Raw genomic sequence first — 16,956 nt, 5'->3', positions numbered from 1 at the left:
ACTCCGAAGAGGAAACCGACATGCGGGTTTATTACGATCGCGACGCCGACCTGAACCTGATCAAGGGCAAGAAGGTCGCCATTGTCGGCTACGGCAGCCAGGGCCATGCCCACGCGCTCAACCTGCGCGATTCCGGCGTGAAGGACATCGTCATTGCGCTCCGCGAGGGCTCCGCCACCGCCAAGAAGGCCGAGCACGAGGGCTTCAAGGTCCTGTCGGTGGCCGAGGCCGCCAAGTGGGCCGACGTGGTGATGATGCTCACCCCGGACGAGCTGCAGGGCGACATCTACCGGGAGTCCCTGGAGACGAACATGAAGGAGGGCGCCGCCCTCCTGTTCGCCCACGGCCTCAACGTCCACTTCAACCTGATCGAGCCGCGCAAGGACCTCGACGTCCTGATGGTCGCCCCGAAGGGCCCCGGCCACACCGTGCGCTCCGAGTACCTGCGCGGCGGCGGCGTGCCGACCCTAATCGCCATCGCCCAGGACGCCTCCGGCAACGCCCACGATCTCGGCCTCTCCTACGCCTCGGCCAATGGCGGCGGTCGCGCCGGCATCATCGAGACGACCTTCAAGGAAGAGTGCGAGACCGACCTGTTCGGCGAGCAGGCCGTGCTCTGCGGCGGTCTGGTCGAGCTGATCAAGGCTGGTTTCGAGACCCTGGTCGAGGCGGGCTACGCCCCCGAGATGGCCTATTTCGAGTGCCTGCACGAGGTGAAGCTGATCGTCGACCTCATCTACGAGGGCGGCATCGCCAACATGAACTACTCGATTTCCAACACGGCCGAGTACGGCGAGTACGTCACCGGCCCGCGCATCGTCACGCCCGAGACCAAGGCCGAGATGAAGCGCGTGCTCAACGACATCCAGTCGGGCACCTTCACCCGCAACTGGATGCTGGAGAACAAGGTCAACCAGACCTCGTTCAAGGCGACCCGCGCCAAGCTCGCCACCCACCCGATCGAGGAAGTCGGCACCAAGCTCCGCGCTATGATGCCGTGGATCTCCGAGAAGGCGCTGGTCGACAAGACCCGCAACTGATTTTTGGGATCTCGCGGCCGGGCTTTGCTCGGCCGCACCTCCGACAGGCCGGTCACGCGAAAGCGAGGCCGGCCTTTTCTATTCCCGGTTGCCGAACGCGGGCATTCCCGGCGATAAACGCCTCAGCGGTCCCGTCTGCATGAGGACCGGTGAGGGTTGGAGAGGACACGCCATGGCATCGCTCTATTCGGACGCCCACCGGGCGTTGCAAACCGAGTTCGGCACCACCAAGCTCGCCGTGCGCCTGGACGAGGATTGGGTCCATGACAGCATCCGGCCGGACGAGGGCGCCTTCATCGGCTCCCGGGACATGTTCTTCCTGTCCACGGTCGATCCCGACGGGATGCCGACCGTCTCGTACAAGGGCGGGCCCCCGGGCCTGGTGAAGGTGCTCGACGAGAACACCCTCGCGTTCCCGGGTTTTGACGGCAACGGCATGTTCTATTCGATGGGCAACATCGAGGGTCAGGCCAAGGTCGGCCTGCTGTTCATCGATTTCGAGACGCCGCACCGGATCCGCGTCCAGGGCCACGCCACACTGCTGCGCGACGACGCCCTGATGGCCGAATACACCGAGGCCAAGTACCTGGTGAAGGTCGCGGTGAAGAAGATCTGGGTCAACTGCCCGCGCTACATCCACAAGTACCAGAAGCTCGAGCAGAACAAGTACGTCCCGACCCCCGGCCGCGAGACCCCGCTCGCCTCCTGGAAGCGCCTCGACCTCGCCGGCGACGTGATCAGCGATGAGGACAAGGCCCGGGTCGCCCAGGAGGGCAAGCTCGAGGTGGCCGAGTACGAGGCGCTCGTCGCCCGCGGCGAGGCTTGAACGAACACTCCACGCACGGCTCACCGTCATTGCGAGCGTGAGCGAAGCAACCCAGGGCTGCGCACGATCCCCGGAAGGGGCGTGTCGCTGGGTTGCTGGGCGATGCGCGCAATGACGGTCCGGGACGATCCGATGAAGCGCGCGATGTCAGCCGTGCTCGCCGAAATCGGGGCCTTTACCCACCCTTGCGGGCGACGATGAACACCCGCGGGAAGGCGAGCAGGCGCCGCCCGTCGCTGCGCGGCGGGTAGCCGACGTCGATCGCGGCCTCGTAGGCGGCCAGGAACCCGGCCGTCTGGTCCGGGTCCAGCGGGTCGAGGAACGGGCGCAGTCCCGTGGCGCTGACCCAGGCGACGATGGCGGCGGCATCCGCCATCGGGTGGTGATAGGCCGTGCGCCAGACATCCACGTCGGCGGCCAGCGGGGCCAGCAGGTCGTAATAGCCGGCCGGCTCCAGCATCCGCCCGAGACGCCCGGCAACAGCCGGATCGCCGATCGCCCCGGCCCAGGGGCCGGCGGACGCGGTCTCGCGCATCAAGCGGTGCGAGGGCTCGGCGAGGTTGTCGGGCATCTGCACCGCCAGCACGCCGCCGGGCGCCAGCAGGCCGAACAGCCGGGGCAGCAGCACCGGATGGTCCGGCAGCCATTGCAGCACGGCATTGGCGTAGATCAGGTCCGGCGCCCGCTCCGGTACCCAGGTCGCGGCGTCGGCCAGCGCGAAGGCGAGGTCGGGCAGGCGGGTCCGGGCGCTCTCCAGCATGGCGGGCGAGGTGTCGAGGCCTACCACCTCGGCCTCGGGGAAGCGCGCCGCGATCAGGGCCGTGGAATTGCCGGGGCCGCAGCCGAGGTCGTAGACGAGGCGCGGCTCTGTAAGCGGCACGCGGGCCAGGAGCTCGGCCGCCGGGCGGGTGCGCTCGTCCTCGAAGCGGGTGTAGAGGGCGGGGTTCCAATCGGCCATCGTGTTCCCCCTATCGCTCCGTCGTCAGCAGCCGAGCTGGTCGGCCAGATCCGCCAGGTCCCGGGCCGCGTAGGTGACCGGGACGCTGGGCGCAGTCTCGCCGCCGGCCGGCCCGTGCTCGTGCGGCCGGGCGATGTGGGCGGTGGACAGGCCGTGGCTGGCCGCCACCGCGAGATCGTTCGAATGGGCGGCGACCATCAGGGTCTCCGCCGGGGTGAAGCCGAAGGCCGCCACCGCGTCGCGGTAGAGGGCGGGCTTCGGCTTGTAGTCGCGGGAATAGCCGGCGCCCAGGATCGCGTCGAAGAGGAAGCCGTTGCGCCGGGCGAGGTCCGCCATCAGCCGGACATGGCCGTTGGAGTTGGGCGCCAGGAGGTGACGCTCCCGCAGCCGGCGCATCGCCTCCGGAACCTCGGGCCAGGCGTCGAGCCGGTGCCAGGCCTGGACCAACTCCCGCCGCACGTCCTCGGGCACGCCGGCGATGCCGAACTGCACCAGCACGTCGGGCAGGGATTCCGTCTGCAGGGTGTCGAGATCGACGAAGGGCCGCGCGCCGGAGCGCACGGTCTCCATCGAGGGGCTGTAGCGGCCGCGCCAGGCATCCGCGAAGGCGCCGGCATCGAGCGATGGCGCGTAGGCGGCGAGCAAACGCGCGGCCTCCCGGGCGACCCCGGAGCGCCAGTCGACGAGCGTCCCAAAGACATCGAAGACGAGCGCCCGGACCGTCACCGCACCGCCTGGAGGTTCGGGCTCCGGCGCACGAAGCCGACGATGTCCTTGACCGCATCGAGGGTCTGGGCCGCAATCGTCTCGGCCCGCCCGGCGCCGTCGGCCAGCACGGCGTCGATATGGCCTGGATCGGCGGTCAGACGGCGCATCTCCCCGGCGATCGGCGCGAGGCTCGCCACCGCGAGGTCGGCCAAAGCCGGCTTGAAGGTCGAGAACTGCGCCCCGCCGAAATCGCGCAGCACCTCCTCGCGGGTGATGCCGGCGAGCGCCGCGTAGATCCCGACCAAGTTGTCCGCCTCCGGCCGCTCCTTGAGCCCCGCGATCTCGGAGGGCAGCGGCTCGGAATCCGTCTTCGCCCGCCGGATCTTCTGGGCGATAGCGTCGGCCTCGTCGGTGAGGTTGATGCGGGCGTTGTCGGACGGATCCGACTTCGACATCTTCTTCGAGCCGTCCCGCAGCGACATGACCCGCGCAGCCGGCCCGCCGATCAGTGGTTCGGTCATCGGGAAAAACGCCTCGCCGTGGCCGTGCGCCGCGATCGAGCCCGAGAAATCGGTGTTGAACTTCTGGGCGATGTCCCGGGTCAGCTCGAGGTGCTGCTTCTGGTCCTCGCCCACGGGGACGTGTGTGGCGCGGTAGGCTAGGATGTCGGCCGCCATCAGCACCGGGTAGTCGTAGAGCCCGATCGAGGCGTTCTCCCGGTCCTTGCCGGCCTTTTCCTTGAACTGGGTCATGCGGTTCAGCCAGCCGAGGCGGGCGACGCAGTTGAAGATCCAGGCGAGCTCGGCGTGCTGCGGCACCTGGCTCTGGTTGAACACGATCGCGCGCTTCGGATCGATGCCGGCGGCCAGGAACGCGGCCGTGACCTCGCGGATCTGGCCGCGCAGCGCCTCCGGGTCCTGCCAGACGGTGATCGCATGCATGTCGACCACGCAGTAGAGGCACTGCGCGTCGCGCTCCTGCATCTCCACGAAGCGCTTCACCGCCCCGAGGTAATTGCCGAGATGCAGGTTGCCGGTGGGCTGGACGCCCGAGAAGACCAATTCGGTGAACGCGGCCATCGGCGCCGATCCTGAGCAGTACATAGCCGGGGCTGCGCGCCTGCCGGGCGCGGGGTTACTCGCACCCGCGGCCCGGACCGGTCAAGGATGCCCTTACGGCTCCCGCGCGCCCGCGGCCGCGCTCGGGCAGAGATCGACCAGCACGCAGCGCCCGCAGGCCGGGCGGCGATGATGGCAGACCTGCTGGCCGTGCAGCATCAGGATCTCGTGATTGTCGTAGAGATCCTGCGCGCTCCAATCGGCAGGCAGCTGCGCGCGCAGGATCGCGTGCGAGGGCCCGACATCGATCCGCGGGCCGATCAGCCCGAGGCGCTGGGCGACCCGGTGGTGGTGGCTGTCCACCGGCAGGGCTGGCATCCGCAGGGTCGAGAACGACAGCACCGCCGCGCTGGTCTTGGGGCCGATCCCCGGAATCGCCTCCAGCCAAGCCCGGGCCGCCGCGACCTCCATGTCAGCCAGGAAGGCGAGGTCGAGGCTGCCGCAGCGCTCGCGCACGGCGACCAGCACTTCGCGAATCCGCGGTGCCTTCAGCTCCGGCCAAGTCACGCCGGCGATCGCCGCCTGGATCTCCGGCACCGCCGCGTCGATCACCGCCTCCCAATCCGGGAAGCGGGCACGCAGGGCCTTGAAGGCCCGGCCGGATTCGGCGTTGCGGGTGCGGTGCGACAGCAGCGACGAGACCAGCTCGCTCACCGGGTCGAGGCTGTGGAAGTACGGGATCGGGCAGCCATAGACCGGGCAGAGCCGGGCATGGATGGCGAGCGCCTTGTCGGCGACCGCCGGATCGGCCGGTGACGGGGCGGCCCTGCGGCGCGACGGCGGTGCGGACGTGGTCGGAAAGAGGGAGGTCGGCATGCACGACGAATCCGCGAGCTGCCGCCGCTGTTCCGGGTCGTCCAATACAGCGGCGATCTGTCCCTGCGGTCAAGACGGCGCGACGTTCGCAGGTGGTTACTGGATCATCGCGCCAAGGAAGGGTTTTCTGGCAGATCGCGGCGTCACCGAAGTCTATTCTTCGAGCGGCGATTTTTCGATGAGCGGACGAGTCGCGTTGTCATTCCGGGGCACCGCAGGCGAGCCCGGACCCGAAGGGGCCACCGACGGCGCAAGATCGTGAGTTGTCAGCGGTTATGGATCCCCGGCTCCGCTTCGGGGGCCCGGGATGACAGGGCGGATGATTGCCCCGCCCGGCGACTTCTCGTTCGCGGAAGAGAACAAGAATTCTTTTTGCGACCGCTCTCCCGGCAGCCTACTTCACCAGCGCAAAGATATTCACGTCGAGGTTGTCGTCGGTGCCGTCCTTGAGGTCGGTGGCGTATTCCTCGACGAAGCGGTCCTGGACGACGATGTCCTTGGCGTCGAGATAGGCCGTCAGCGTCTCGTAGGTGCTGTCGATCGACTCGTAGGAGCCCCGGTGGGGGAAGCGCAGGGCCTTGCCGGACGGGGTCGTGCCGAAGCGCAGGCCGTCGGTTTCGGCGGGCGCCGGGCTCGGGGCTGCGGCCACCGGGATCATCGCCTCGAACTCGAATCCGTCATCGTCGGTGCGGGTGAACACCGCCAGTGGCCGGCCCGCGGGCGCGACGCCGAGCTTGGCGAGATCCGCCTCGATCCGCGTGAAGGCCTGCGTCAGGTTGACGATGGCCTCCTCCCACTTGGTCTTGCCCGAGATAATCGCAGCCGGCTTGGCCGGCAGGGTCACCTCGTCGACATCGCCGGGCTCGCCGGGTTTTTCGATGAGGGTCGGGCGACCGGGCGTGCCCACGGCCGCTTGGCCCGCGGGGGGCGGCGCAATCGCCTGCTGGGGCGCGGGGGCAGCGCTCTTGTTCGGGTCGGGAACCGGGTTGGGCGCCGTGGTGGTCGGCAGCGGGCTGGTCTGGGCGGGCGCCGGCGCGGTGGAGGGTGGCGGCGCGGGCTGCTGCTGCGCGGCCAGCGGGCCGCCGGCGGCGAGGGTCAGCGCGGTCGAGAAGGCGACGAGGGAACGAAGGCGGATCACGGGTGGCGCTCCGGTCGGGTCCCGGCGGATCGTCGCGTGGGCTCCCGCCGGCTAACCTAGTGGCGATCCGGCCTGCCCGCGAGGGCGCGGGTCACGAGAGCCGCGGGTGCGGCGCATCTGCCACGCCGCCGGCCCCCCTCGCGTCGGGCGGAGGGTTTTGCCATATAGCTGGCCGATCCCCTCAACCTCTCTGGCTGCATGAGCGCACTCGCCCATAGACGCTTCCTGAAGATGCACGGCGCCGGCAACGCGATCGTGGTGCTGGACCTGCGCGGCTCGACGGCCAAGGTCCGGCCCGAGGAGGCCCGGGCGATCGCGCAGGATCCCGGCTCGCACTTCGATCAGCTGATGGTGCTGCACGATCCCGTGAGCGTCGGCACCGACGCGTTCATGCGGATCTACAACACCGACGGCTCGGAATCCGGTGCTTGCGGCAACGGCACCCGCTGCGTCGCCTACGCGATGCTCGACGACCCGGCCATGGCCCGGCCCGCCGAGGGCGGACGGCTGGTCCTGGAGACATCGGCCGGCCGCGTCGGCGTGCGCCGGGTCTCCGAGCGCGCCTTCACGGTCGATATGGGCCGGCCGAAACTCGCCTGGGATGAGATCCCCCTATCCGAGCCGTTCCCCGACACGCGGCGGATCGAATTGCAGATCGGCCCGATCGACGATCCGATCCTGCACTCGCCGGGCGCCGTGAACATGGGCAACCCGCACGCGGTGTTCTTCGTGGACCGGGATCCCACCTCCTACGACCTCGCCCGGATCGGGCCGATGCTGGAGAACCACCCGCTGTTTCCGGAGCGCGCCAACATCTCGATCGCGCAGGTGACTGAGCGCGAGGCGATCACCCTGCGGGTCTGGGAGCGCGGCGCCGGGCTGACGCTCGCCTGCGGCACGGCGGCCTGCGCCGCCGTGGTGGCGGCCTCGCGCCTGCGGATGATCGGACGGCAGGCCCATGTCCGGCTGCCCGGGGGCGAGCTGTTCGTGGAATGGCGCGCCGACGACCATGTCCTGATGACCGGCCCGGTCGCGCTCGTGGCTGAGGGCACGCTGGCGCCGGAGCTGTTTGCCGGCGCCGCCTGATGGGCGTCGAGACCCTCACCTTCGGATGCCGGCTCAACACGGTCGAGTCGGAGGCACTGCGTGTCCACGCGGCGGCCGACGGGCGCGACCGGGTGGTGGTCAACACCTGCGCGGTGACCCAGGAGGCCGGCCGCCAGGCCCGCAAGGCGATCCGGCGGATCGCCCGGGAGCGGCCCGGCACCGAGATCGTCGTCACCGGCTGCGGCGCCGAGGTCGAGACCGAAGCCTACGCGGCGATGCCGGAGGTGGCACGCCTCGTCGGCAATGCCGAGAAGCTGAGCCCCGCGGGTTGGTCGCCCTCGGGCACTGGCCCGGGCGCCGTGATGGCGGCCCGCACGATCGCACCGACGCGGATCGAGTCCGTCGCCGGCCATACACGGGCGTTCGTGCCGGTGCAGAACGGCTGCGACCATCGCTGCACCTTCTGCATCATCCCGTTCGGCCGTGGCACCTCCCGCTCGGTGCCGGTCGCCGACGTCATTGCGCAGGTCGAGGCCATCGTGGCCCATGGCGGCCGCGAGGTGGTTCTCACCGGTGTCGATCTCACGGCCTATGGCCGAGACCTTCCCGAACCGTCGCTGTCCCTCGGGGGTCTGGTGCGAGCGATCCTGCGGGGCGTGCCGGAGCTGGCGCGCCTGCGCGTCTCCTCGATCGACTCGGTGGAGGCGGACGACGCGCTGCTCGCGGCGCTCGCCGAGGAGGAGCGGCTGATGCCGCACCTGCACCTGTCCCTCCAGTCCGGCGACGACCTGATCCTCAAACGCATGAAGCGCCGGCACAGCCGTGCCGACGCGATCCGCTTCTGCGAGACGGTCCGAGCCTTACGCCCTGATGTGGTGTTCGGCGCCGACCTGATCGCGGGCTTCCCCACCGAGACCGAGGACCAGTTCCGCCGCTCCCTGGACCTCGTGGCCGAATGCGGGCTGACGCATCTGCACGTCTTCCCGTACTCGCCCCGCCCCGGGACGCCCGCCGCCCGCATGCCCCCGGTGGCCCAGGACGCGGTCCGCGACCGCGCCGCCCGCCTGCGCGCAACCGGCGCCGATGCCCTGCACCGGCATCTCGATGGGCAGGTGGGACGGACGCTGACGGTCCTGGCGGAGCGCGGCGGCACCGGCCGGAGCGCGGATTTCACACCCGTGCGGTTGGCGGGGGATCTCGAGGCGGGGACGTTTCACGCGGTCAAGATCGCAGACCACGATGGCGCTCGGCTGATCGCCGCGTGAAGCCTCTCCGACAACGGCATTCCGAGGCGACGGAGTGAAGCGAGGCCTCGAAGGCTCCTCCGAGGCTCGCTTCGCTCACAGCCTAGGGGCTACACAGGTTGGAAGACTCATCTCCCGAGAATTGATACCCCATACCTGATAACCCGCGCCGTCATTCCGGGGCGCCGCAGGCGAGCCCGGAATCCAGAAACGCCGTCGGTGCAAGAGCTTGGCACGTCAGCGTCTCTGGATCCCGGGCTCCGCTGCGCGGCCCCGGGATGACGGTGCGTGACGGCATCGGTCAAGCCTTCGCTTGAGGAACAAGACTGAGCTTTCCGTACTGGGGAAAAATGAAAATTCTAACCTGTGTAACCCGTAGGCTCACAGCTCAGATAAGGTCAAGGTTAGGACGACCCGTCGGACCGGCACTACGAAAAAGGATCGCGGCCGTCCGGGCATCCAAACTCTAACGATGCTGATAGTAATCCCAGACCAGGAACGCCGGAAATGGGATCATGATGGCGAAGAAAATCCAGTCGAACATCTGAGGCACGGCGAGATCCATTCCTTCGGGGGTCTCTGCACTCTACCGATGCGAACCGCCGAAGTTCCTGGACCAGGCACAAGCCCGCCTCGCTAATCCCAGAAGTGCGGCCGGCTCTCTTCCAGATTCGGCCCGAGGCGCACCGCCGCGACCTTGGTGGCCAGCCCGTCCGGCCGGGTCTCCACCGCGATGCCGCAGAGCGTCGCTTCGCCGCCCGCCACTTCCCAGCGGGAGCCCGGTGTCTTCTGGATCATCCGACGGATCGGCTCGTCCTTCTGCATGCCGATGACCGAATCATAATCGCCGCACATGCCGGCATCCGACATGTAGGCGGTGCCGCCGGGCAGGATCCGGTGATCGGCCGTGGGCGTGTGGGTGTGGGTGCCGACCACGAGGCTGGCGCGACCGTCGAGGTAATGGCCGAAGGCCTGCTTCTCGCTGGTCGCCTCCGCGTGCACATCCACGACAACAGCGTCGGCGGCGGCCCCGAGGGGGCAGGCCGAGATCTCGCGCTCCACCGCGGTGAACGGGTCGTCCATGGCGTCGAGGAAGACCCGGCCCATGACGTTGACCACCAGAACCCGGGCGCCGCCCTGCGTCTCCACCACGGTGGCGCCGCGGCCGGGGGTGCCCGGCGGGTAGTTCGCCGGCCGCACCAGGCGGGGCTGGCGGGCGATGAACACCAGGGCCTCGCGCTGGTCGAAGCTGTGATTGCCGAGTGTCACGGCGTCGGCGCCGGCCTGGATCAGCTCGTCGCAGATCGTCTCGGAGATGCCGAAGCCGCCGGCGGAATTCTCGCCGTTGACCACGACGCAGTCGAGCCGCCAGCGCTCGCGCAGCTTGGGCAGACGCTCGCAAACGACGGTACGGCCCGGGCGACCGATGACGTCGCCGAGAAAAAGCAGCCGCATGGATCAGGATTTCCTGTCGAACCGTGTCACGCCCGATTCGGTGATCACGAACTGGAGCGGCCGGTCATGCGGCTCGGCCGGCACGCGATCAACCCGTTGCACGGAGAATCCGACCCCGACGGTGAGCACGGGCCGGGTGCGGGACAGGCGGCTGATCGCGCCGTCATAGTAGCCGCGGCCGTACCCGATGCGCTGGCCCGAGCCGTCGAAGGCGGCGAGCGGCACGATCAGGGCGTCGGGCTCCACTGGCGGCAGCGACGGATCGGGCTCGCTCAGGCCGAAGCGGCCGGCGACCAGCGCATCCCCGGCCCGCCATTCCCGGAAGACCAGTCCCTCGGGGGTGACATGCGGCAGGGCGACCCTCTGGCCGCGGGCCAACAGGCCCTCGGCGGCGGGACGCGGATCGACCTCGCTGCGGATCGGCCAGTAGGTGCCGACCAGCCGGGCCGCGGCGAGTTCCGACAGGGCCAGCAGCGCCTGGACGATCGATGCGGAGGCCGCCTGTCGGGCGGGCGGCTCCAGGGCATCGCGGGCGGCGAGTGCGGCGCCGCGCAACTCGGCCTTGAGGGCCGCATCGGTCTTGGAGGGGCCGGCTTCAGGAGAAGGAGAGTGCGGAGCCACGTGAGCCGTTGGAGGATCGATCCCGGGAAACCTACAGAGTAGGTGGGCGCCGTGTTGGCCAAGTCCAGGGACGAGGCCAGGGACAGCTCCCGAGGGAGTCGATAAGGCCCCGGGGAAAGTGCTCCTGACGAACTCTGCAGCCCCGCCTCCGCAATGTAGCGATCTCGGGGGGCTCCCGCCAGGGCCGGGGGAAGCGAAATATCGATGGCCGGAATCAATTCAGCAGCGTTCGTTCGGCGAAACGCTCTCAGCGCGACCGGTCGGCCGCTCCGGCGACGACCGCTCGGGTGCCGGCCAGGATCTCGGCTCGCACGGTTTCGGTCGGCGCCGCGTCCCAGAGCCGGATCAGCTCGATCAGGCCGGCCTGCGGCATCGAGGCGGGGTCGGCGAAGAACGCGTCGATCGGCACGCCGATGACGGCGGCGATCCGCGAGAGCTTGGCGTTCAGGGCACGCCGCCTATGCGTTTCGGGCCGGATCGTCGCGCTCGCAGTCATGAAACAGCCACTCCGATGCTTCGGAAGCCCTCGATATCAGACATTCTCCAACCAAAATACAATCTATGCAATTAATCCATATGAATTAAAGCACGCATAAGTTGCGCTATCCACCATAGGGATGCGGATCGGCCAACCGGATATCGTTTTGGCGGCTGAAATCCCGCGGCGACAAGTCGAGGCGCCGAAGCTCCTGACGGCTCCGGAAGCGGCCACGCGTCGAGGTGGTTAGATCCGGATCCGGGGCGCGCGGGCCGAGCCGTCGATGCACTCGATGCCGCCGCCTGCATTCAGGGTATGGAGCCGACTCCCGGACCAGGCCGGCCCGGGCTGGATGCGGCCGATCAAGGTCTGGGCGAAGCCCTCCGGGTCGAGGCGGTCGATGCGGGCCAGACCCAGGGCGCGGCCGTAGCCCTCCGCACAATCCTGGACCGGACGGATCAGGCGGCCGCCACGCTCGACGATGCGCCCGGCGGGCCGTGCGGTCGCAGGATCGATCAGCACCGGATTGGCCGGATGCGGCGTGTAGGGCCCGCGGAAATCCGGGGCGGACCAGAGGCAGAGCGCATCGTGGTAGGATCCGGAACCGGCGGGCGCGTCAGGGGCGGCGTCGCGCACGGTCGCGAACATCCACCACCGGCCGGCATGCTCCAGCAGCGTCGCGTCGCTGGCGACCACGCCGGAGAGCAGCGTCGCCTCCTTCACCCAGCCGCCGGGGTAGCGGGTCGCCCGGTAGAGATCGACCGTGCCGGACGCGGAACTTTCCGGCACCATCCAGGCCTCGCCGTCGCGCTCGAACACGAACGGGTAGGAGAGGTGATGGGGCTCCTCCAGCACCGGCACGGGCGTACCCTCGGGGCCGTCCGGGCCGAACCGGACGGCGGAGATGATCGCCTTGCCGGTCGCGTGGGGGAATTCCTCGACGAAGACGTGCGTGCTGCCGGCATAGGCCAGCGGGAACGGATCGGCGTAGAAGCGGTGGCCGTCATCCGGCAAGGTGTTCCAGCCGGTCTCGGGATGGCGTCCGAGGTCGAACAAGTCCGGCCCATCGAGGCGGCGCCAGCCGCAGCGCCAGTGCGGGGCGCGGTAGCAGAGATGGTACAGGCGGTGGACCACGGCGCCGGCCAGCATCCGCGCGGCCCGGGTGCCGAGTTCGGCGCCCGACAGAGTTCGCGCGGGGCTGGAGAGCGGCGCAGGCTCGGCTGCGCCGGGCGCCTCGCTCCGTCCCGCCGCCCGGCGCCGCAGGGCGGCCACGACCAGCGTCACCGTCCGCGCCAGCGCGTCGTCCACGCCGGCGAGGAGATTGCCCGGACGGTCCGTGCCGAGCCGGCCCTCGGCCCGGATGGTCCCGGCCTCGATCAGCGTCAGCCGCGGGACCGCCCCGGCGAGCAGACTCGCCAGCAGGGCCCCGTCGCCGAGCCTGCCGTCATAGGCCACGTGCCAGAGCGCGGGGGCGGCCGGGAGATCGCCGCACAGGTCGAGCACCAGATCGGGCTTCGCGTCGGGCCGGCGCCAGGGGTTGAGGGCGGTCGGCGGCAGGCGTTCCGAGCCGATCCGTGGCAGGCCGTGGATCAGCGCCTCCAGCCGGAACAGCAATTCGATCTTGTCGGGCCACCCGTCCGGGGCCGCGGCGGCATCGACGCTCACGGCCCGGATGCCGGGGGTCTCGGCGATGCGCTGCAGCAGGGCGATCTGCCAACGGCGCGGTTCGGCGCCGTCCAGACGAACTCTCACATGCATGATGAGCGCCCCCGCCCAGCGCGATGTCCCGCCGGATAACGGCCGCAGATCCGATCTAATTCCCAAACGGTAACGGGAACGATAACTCTACAGGCCGCCTCGTTTGGTTGGGGGCGTTTACCAGACGCCGAGTAATCGGCGCGTGAGCCGACGACCCTCGGCAGTCTTGAGGGATTGTCAGCAGTCTGCGCGGCTCTTGCAGTAGGAGATGGAGCCCGCGAGGGATCGACCGAGTTCGAGACGATGGTGACCGATCGTGGCACAGATCGACCGTAACATTGCCGTCGCGACCTGGCTCGCGCCGGTCCATTCGGCACAACCGGAGCGGCCGGGCCCGACCCGGCCCGAGACCACCGCCGAGTTCGGCGACCTGTGGCGCATCCTGTGGCGGCGCAAGCGCACCGTGCTGGGCACCGCCCTGGTGCTCGGCCTGCTGGTCCTGGCCTATGCCCTGATCACCCCGTCCCTCTACACCGCCACCGCGCAGATCCTGATCGACCCGCGCGACCGGCAGGTGGTGCTGAACGACGTCAATCCCGGCGCCCTCTCGCCGGATGGCGGCATCGCCCAGGTCGAGAGCCAGGTGAAGGTGATCGAGTCGGACGCGGTCCTGGGCCGGGCCGTGACGCAGGCGCATCTGGAGACCGAGTCGGGATTCGGTGTCGCCCAAGAGGGGCTGATCTCTCGCACCGTCGCGTCGCTGCGCGAGATGGTGCTCGGCCCCAAGCCCGAGCGGCCGGTGGATTCGCGCGGCCGGGCCCTCGACCAGCTGCGGCGCAAGCTGGCGGTCAAGCGCGCCGACAAGGTGTTCGTGATCGACGTGGTCGTCACCACCGTGGATCCGGACCTCTCGGCCAGGATCGTCAACGCCATCGCCAACGCGTACCTCGCCGACCAGACTGAGGCGCGCTCCGACGCCGCCAAGCGCGCCTCGGGCGACCTGCGCGGGCGCCTCGACGAGCTGCGCAACGCGGTCAACGCTGCCGACAAGAAGCTCGAGGATTACAAGGCCCGCAACGGCCTGATCGCGTCGAGCGGCCGGCTCGTGAACGAGCAGCAGCTCACGGATTCGAACGCCCGGCTGGTGGCCGCCCGGGGCCGGACCGCCGAAGCGAAGGCGCGCCTGCAGGGCATCAAGGATGCGCGCGGCCAGGCGATCGGCTCCGGGGCGATGCCGGAAGCGGTCCAATCCTCGGCGGTCGACCGGCTGCGCGGCCAGTACGCCGAGCTCACCGCCAAGGAGGCGGATCTCCGCACCAATCTCGGCGAGCGCCATCCCTACATCGCCGCCGTACGCACGCAGATGCAGGATGTCCGCCGGCTGATCGACGCCGAGTTGAACCGCATCGCCGGCGCGGCCGAGACCGAGTACCAGCGCGCCCTGGCCAACGAGAAGTCGATTGCCGCCGATCTGGAGAAGCTGCAGCGGCAATCGGCGGTGACCGCCCAATCCTCCGTCCAGCTCCGCGAGCTGGAGCGGGAGGTCGAGGCGGCCCGCACCGTCTACAACACGTTCCTGGTCCGCACCCGCGAGATCAAGGAGCAGTCGGCCATCGACAGCTCGAACGCCCGGATCATCACCTCGGCCCGGCCGCCGCAGGATGCGAGCTGGCCGCCGCGGCTGATCCTGGTCGCCGCAGCCCTGGCGGGCGGCCTTGGCCTCGGCGCCGGCCTCGCGCTGACCCGGGAATACCTGGAGCCGACGGTGCTGTCGCCGCGCCAGCTGGAGCGGCTGTCGAACGCCCCCGTGGTCGCGGTAATCCCGGGGCTGCAGCCGGGCGGGGCCAGCACCGCGGCGGCACGCTTCACCCTGGACCATCTCGCCAGCGACGCGGGCACCCGCAGCCGGTCGCTGGTGCTGCTGGTCACCTCCGGCGAGGCCGAGGCGTCCGAGCGCCGGTCGGTGATCGCGCTGCTCGCCTCGGTGGCGGTGGCCCGCGGCGACCGGGTGCTGCTGATCGATGCGGACCTGCGCGCCGACGGCGCCGGCACAGCCGGCCTCCTCGACGTCCTGCGCGGCGAGCAGAGCCTCAACGCGGTGACGCAGGTCGATCCGAAGACCGGCGCCCGGAGTATCGGGCTCGGCGATACCCAGAAGCCGATGCGTGACGCGCTCGTGCCTGCCCATATCGAGCGCTTCCTGGCGGGCGTGAAAGGCCGGTTCGAGCTGGTCATCGTCGATGGCGGTGTGCTTTCCGAGAACCTGCGGCTCGGCCCGATCGCCGCGGCGGCCGACCGGCTGCTTCTGGTCGTCTGCAACGGCGCCACCCGCCAGCGCGACCTGATCGACCTCGTCGACACCTCCGAGGCCCTGGGCCGGCCGGTCTCGGGCTCCCTGCTGCTCGACCGGCGCAGCGCGTGAACACGGCGCGGCCCGCGGGTTTCGCGCATCGGCAGGCGGCGCTGACGCGGCCCGGCGCCGGCCTGGCCCGCATGGAGTCGCTGGCCTTCGTGCTGCTGACCCTGGTGCTGGTCGGCGTGTCGGGCGGCCTGCTCTGGGCGCTCGGTCTCAACTACGACGGGATCAGCGGCTCGGCGCCCTCGAAGATCCATCCGGCGACCTACATGGCGGTCGCACTGGTCGGCTGGACGATGCTGCGCGCCGGCAATCCGGTGATCCCGGTGGCCCAGGCGCTCAACCGCCGGCCGGCCTGCGTGCTGCTCGCCACCTGCGGCGTGCTGCTCCTCGTGCTGATCGCGGCCCGCGGCGGCACGGGGTTGGCCGGCTCGATCGACACCTTCGTGCTGGCCGGGCTGATCCCGATCCTGCTCATGGATCGTGACGCCGCGACCCTGCGGCGGGTCGAGACCGTCTTCCACCTGATGATGCTCGCCAACGCGCTGCTCGGCCTGTTCGAGTTCGCCAGCGGCCAGCGCTTCTTCCCGTTCCGGTTCGACGGCATGGCGTTCGAGACCGATACGCGCTCGGCCGCACTCCAGGGCCACCCGCTGGTCAACGCGACGCTCACCGCCTGCTACATCCTGGCGCTGGCGAACGGCGGTGGCCGGCTGAGTCCGGCGCTCCGGGCCGGAATGATCGCCGTGCAGCTCGTGGCGCTCGTCACGTTCGGCGGCCGGTCGGCCACGGTGACCACCCTGGCGCTCGGTGGGATGGTCGGGCTGGTCGCCCTCAACCGGACCCTGCGGAGCAACCGGATCCCCCTGATCGGGGCAGCCTGCGTCTGCTTCGTCCTGACGGCGCTGCCGGTGATGGTCGCGGTGCTCGCGGCGGTGGGGTTCTTCGATACCCTGCTCAGCCGGTTCGTCTCCGACGGCGGCAGCGCCCAGGCCCGGGTCGACATGCTGGCGATCTTCGACGCCATCCCGTTCCGGCAATTGCTGCTCGCCCCGGACCTTCTGCAGGTGAGCACCCTGCGGCGGATCTACGGCCTCGAATGGGGTATCGAGAACTCCATCGTCTCCGACGTGCTCTACCACGGCATTCTGGTGACGACGCTGCTGGTCGTGGCGGTGGGGCTCTACCTCACCGAGATCGCTCGCCACTGCCGGCGCGGCGTCTGGCTGCCGATCCTAACCTTCGTGATCCTGGTCAACACCTTCGAGGGCTTGGCGGGCAAGACCACGATGCTCGCGAAGTTCGCGATGATGCTGATCGTGCTGTTTCCGCCGGGTGCCGCACGGGAGCGAGGCTGACACCTCGGTCGGCCCTACGCCTGGCTCCTCCCACTCACCCCCTCATCCTGAGGTGACGGAGCGAAGCGGAGGCCTCGAAGGAGCATTCCAGCCAG

Annotated in this window: 16 protein-coding genes and 1 other RNA gene; 7 read left to right on the top strand and 10 right to left on the bottom strand. The window is 69.8% G+C overall.

Features of this window, described 5'->3' with window-relative positions; all coding sequences use genetic code 11:
• Window positions 1–20: 20 nt before the first annotated feature.
• Both ilvC and MKK67_RS32395 read left to right on the top strand, forming a co-directional pair.
• Window positions 21–1,040 (top strand): ketol-acid reductoisomerase, encoded by a 1,020-nt coding sequence (gene ilvC, locus MKK67_RS32400; protein ID WP_092043443.1) that lies wholly within the window; start codon window positions 21–23, stop codon window positions 1,038–1,040.
• A 172-nt stretch (window positions 1,041–1,212) separates the two neighbouring features.
• Window positions 1,213–1,866, top strand: coding sequence for a pyridoxamine 5'-phosphate oxidase family protein (locus tag MKK67_RS32395; protein WP_243973313.1), 654 nt, complete (start codon window positions 1,213–1,215; stop codon window positions 1,864–1,866).
• Window positions 1,867–2,041: 175 nt separating this feature from the next.
• Here the strand turns inward: MKK67_RS32395 and tam are convergent, their stop codons facing one another.
• From tam to nth, 4 genes are all read right to left on the bottom strand, one after another.
• A complete protein-coding gene (gene tam, locus MKK67_RS32390; protein WP_243973311.1) occupies window positions 2,042–2,824 on the bottom strand; it encodes a trans-aconitate 2-methyltransferase in 783 nt (260 codons plus the stop codon).
• A gap of 24 nt (window positions 2,825–2,848) precedes the next feature.
• Window positions 2,849–3,550, bottom strand: coding sequence for a haloacid dehalogenase type II (locus MKK67_RS32385; protein ID WP_243973309.1), 702 nt, complete (start codon window positions 3,548–3,550; stop codon window positions 2,849–2,851).
• Window positions 3,547–4,611: a tryptophan--tRNA ligase gene (gene trpS / locus MKK67_RS32380; protein ID WP_243973307.1), complete on the bottom strand. Its 1,065-nt coding sequence runs from the start codon at window positions 4,609–4,611 to the stop codon at window positions 3,547–3,549. The genes MKK67_RS32385 and trpS overlap by 4 nt, the downstream gene beginning before the upstream one ends.
• A 93-nt stretch (window positions 4,612–4,704) precedes the next feature.
• Complete coding sequence (gene nth / locus MKK67_RS32375; RefSeq protein ID WP_243973304.1) at window positions 4,705–5,466, bottom strand: endonuclease III domain-containing protein; 762 nt, start codon at window positions 5,464–5,466, stop codon at window positions 4,705–4,707.
• Here nth and MKK67_RS32370 point away from each other — a divergent pair.
• Complete coding sequence (locus tag MKK67_RS32370) at window positions 5,465–5,728, top strand: hypothetical protein (protein ID WP_243973302.1); 264 nt, start codon at window positions 5,465–5,467, stop codon at window positions 5,726–5,728. The genes nth and MKK67_RS32370 overlap by 2 nt on opposite strands.
• A gap of 132 nt (window positions 5,729–5,860) precedes the next feature.
• Here the strand turns inward: MKK67_RS32370 and MKK67_RS32365 are convergent, their stop codons facing one another.
• Window positions 5,861–6,604, bottom strand: coding sequence for a GyrI-like domain-containing protein (locus MKK67_RS32365; protein WP_243973300.1), 744 nt, complete (start codon window positions 6,602–6,604; stop codon window positions 5,861–5,863).
• Window positions 6,605–6,802: 198 nt separating this feature from the next.
• Here MKK67_RS32365 and dapF point away from each other — a divergent pair, with 198 nt between their 5' ends.
• Entirely contained in the window at window positions 6,803–7,690 is an 888-nt protein-coding gene (gene dapF / locus MKK67_RS32360; RefSeq protein ID WP_243973298.1) for a diaminopimelate epimerase, read from the top strand.
• Window positions 7,690–8,916, top strand: coding sequence for a tRNA (N(6)-L-threonylcarbamoyladenosine(37)-C(2))-methylthiotransferase MtaB (gene mtaB / locus MKK67_RS32355; protein WP_243973296.1), 1,227 nt, complete (start codon window positions 7,690–7,692; stop codon window positions 8,914–8,916). Before dapF ends, mtaB begins: the two co-directional genes overlap by 1 nt.
• A gap of 615 nt (window positions 8,917–9,531) precedes the next feature.
• Here mtaB and MKK67_RS32350 read toward each other — a convergent pair.
• The 5 genes from MKK67_RS32350 to MKK67_RS32330 all read right to left on the bottom strand — a co-directional run bounded on the left by MKK67_RS32350 (window position 9,532) and on the right by MKK67_RS32330 (window position 13,207).
• Window positions 9,532–10,350, bottom strand: a complete 819-nt coding sequence (locus MKK67_RS32350) for a TIGR00282 family metallophosphoesterase (RefSeq protein WP_243973294.1) — start codon at window positions 10,348–10,350, stop codon at window positions 9,532–9,534.
• Between the two features lie 3 nt (window positions 10,351–10,353).
• Window positions 10,354–10,971, bottom strand: a complete 618-nt coding sequence (locus tag MKK67_RS32345; RefSeq protein WP_243973293.1) for a 5-formyltetrahydrofolate cyclo-ligase — start codon at window positions 10,969–10,971, stop codon at window positions 10,354–10,356.
• A non-coding RNA gene (ssrS, locus tag MKK67_RS32340) (6S RNA) lies at window positions 10,961–11,117 on the bottom strand. The genes MKK67_RS32345 and ssrS overlap by 11 nt, the downstream gene beginning before the upstream one ends.
• Before the next feature lie 101 nt (window positions 11,118–11,218).
• Window positions 11,219–11,467, bottom strand: a complete 249-nt coding sequence (locus MKK67_RS32335; RefSeq protein WP_243973292.1) for a hypothetical protein — start codon at window positions 11,465–11,467, stop codon at window positions 11,219–11,221.
• Between the two features lie 228 nt (window positions 11,468–11,695).
• The gene (locus MKK67_RS32330) at window positions 11,696–13,207 is read right to left on the bottom strand and encodes a formyl transferase (RefSeq protein WP_243973291.1); all 1,512 of its coding nucleotides are present in this window, start codon (window positions 13,205–13,207) and stop codon (window positions 11,696–11,698) included.
• A gap of 256 nt (window positions 13,208–13,463) precedes the next feature.
• Here MKK67_RS32330 and MKK67_RS32325 point away from each other — a divergent pair, with 256 nt between their 5' ends.
• A complete protein-coding gene (locus tag MKK67_RS32325; protein WP_243973290.1) occupies window positions 13,464–15,569 on the top strand; it encodes a GumC family protein in 2,106 nt (701 codons plus the stop codon).
• Entirely contained in the window at window positions 15,566–16,861 is a 1,296-nt protein-coding gene (locus MKK67_RS32320) for a VpsF family polysaccharide biosynthesis protein (protein ID WP_243973289.1), read from the top strand. The genes MKK67_RS32325 and MKK67_RS32320 overlap by 4 nt, the downstream gene beginning before the upstream one ends.
• Window positions 16,862–16,956: the final 95 nt, after the last annotated feature.

It is taken from the genome of Methylobacterium sp. J-072, assembly GCF_022829425.1.
Classification (GTDB): Bacteria; Pseudomonadota; Alphaproteobacteria; order Rhizobiales; family Beijerinckiaceae; genus Methylobacterium.
Note: the sequence above shows the minus strand (reverse complement) of the source record. Positions and strands in the feature narration are given on the sequence as shown.

Excerpts from the sequence above, each read along its gene's own strand:
- MKK67_RS32350 (WP_243973294.1), bottom strand. The coding sequence starts at position 10,350 with ATGCGGCTGCTTTTTCTCGGCGACGTCATCGGTCGCCCGGGCCGTACC.
- MKK67_RS32330 (WP_243973291.1), bottom strand. The coding sequence starts at position 13,207 with ATGCATGTGAGAGTTCGTCTGGACGGCGCCGAACCGCGCCGTTGGCAG.
- ilvC (WP_092043443.1), top strand. The coding sequence starts at position 21 with ATGCGGGTTTATTACGATCGCGACGCCGACCTGAACCTGATCAAGGGC.
- MKK67_RS32370 (WP_243973302.1), top strand. The coding sequence starts at position 5,465 with ATGCACGACGAATCCGCGAGCTGCCGCCGCTGTTCCGGGTCGTCCAAT.
- tam (WP_243973311.1), bottom strand. The coding sequence starts at position 2,824 with ATGGCCGATTGGAACCCCGCCCTCTACACCCGCTTCGAGGACGAGCGC.
- dapF (WP_243973298.1), top strand. The coding sequence starts at position 6,803 with ATGAGCGCACTCGCCCATAGACGCTTCCTGAAGATGCACGGCGCCGGC.
- mtaB (WP_243973296.1), top strand. The coding sequence starts at position 7,690 with ATGGGCGTCGAGACCCTCACCTTCGGATGCCGGCTCAACACGGTCGAG.
- nth (WP_243973304.1), bottom strand. The coding sequence starts at position 5,466 with ATGCCGACCTCCCTCTTTCCGACCACGTCCGCACCGCCGTCGCGCCGC.
- MKK67_RS32395 (WP_243973313.1), top strand. The coding sequence starts at position 1,213 with ATGGCATCGCTCTATTCGGACGCCCACCGGGCGTTGCAAACCGAGTTC.
- MKK67_RS32335 (WP_243973292.1), bottom strand. The coding sequence starts at position 11,467 with ATGACTGCGAGCGCGACGATCCGGCCCGAAACGCATAGGCGGCGTGCC.
- trpS (WP_243973307.1), bottom strand. The coding sequence starts at position 4,611 with ATGGCCGCGTTCACCGAATTGGTCTTCTCGGGCGTCCAGCCCACCGGC.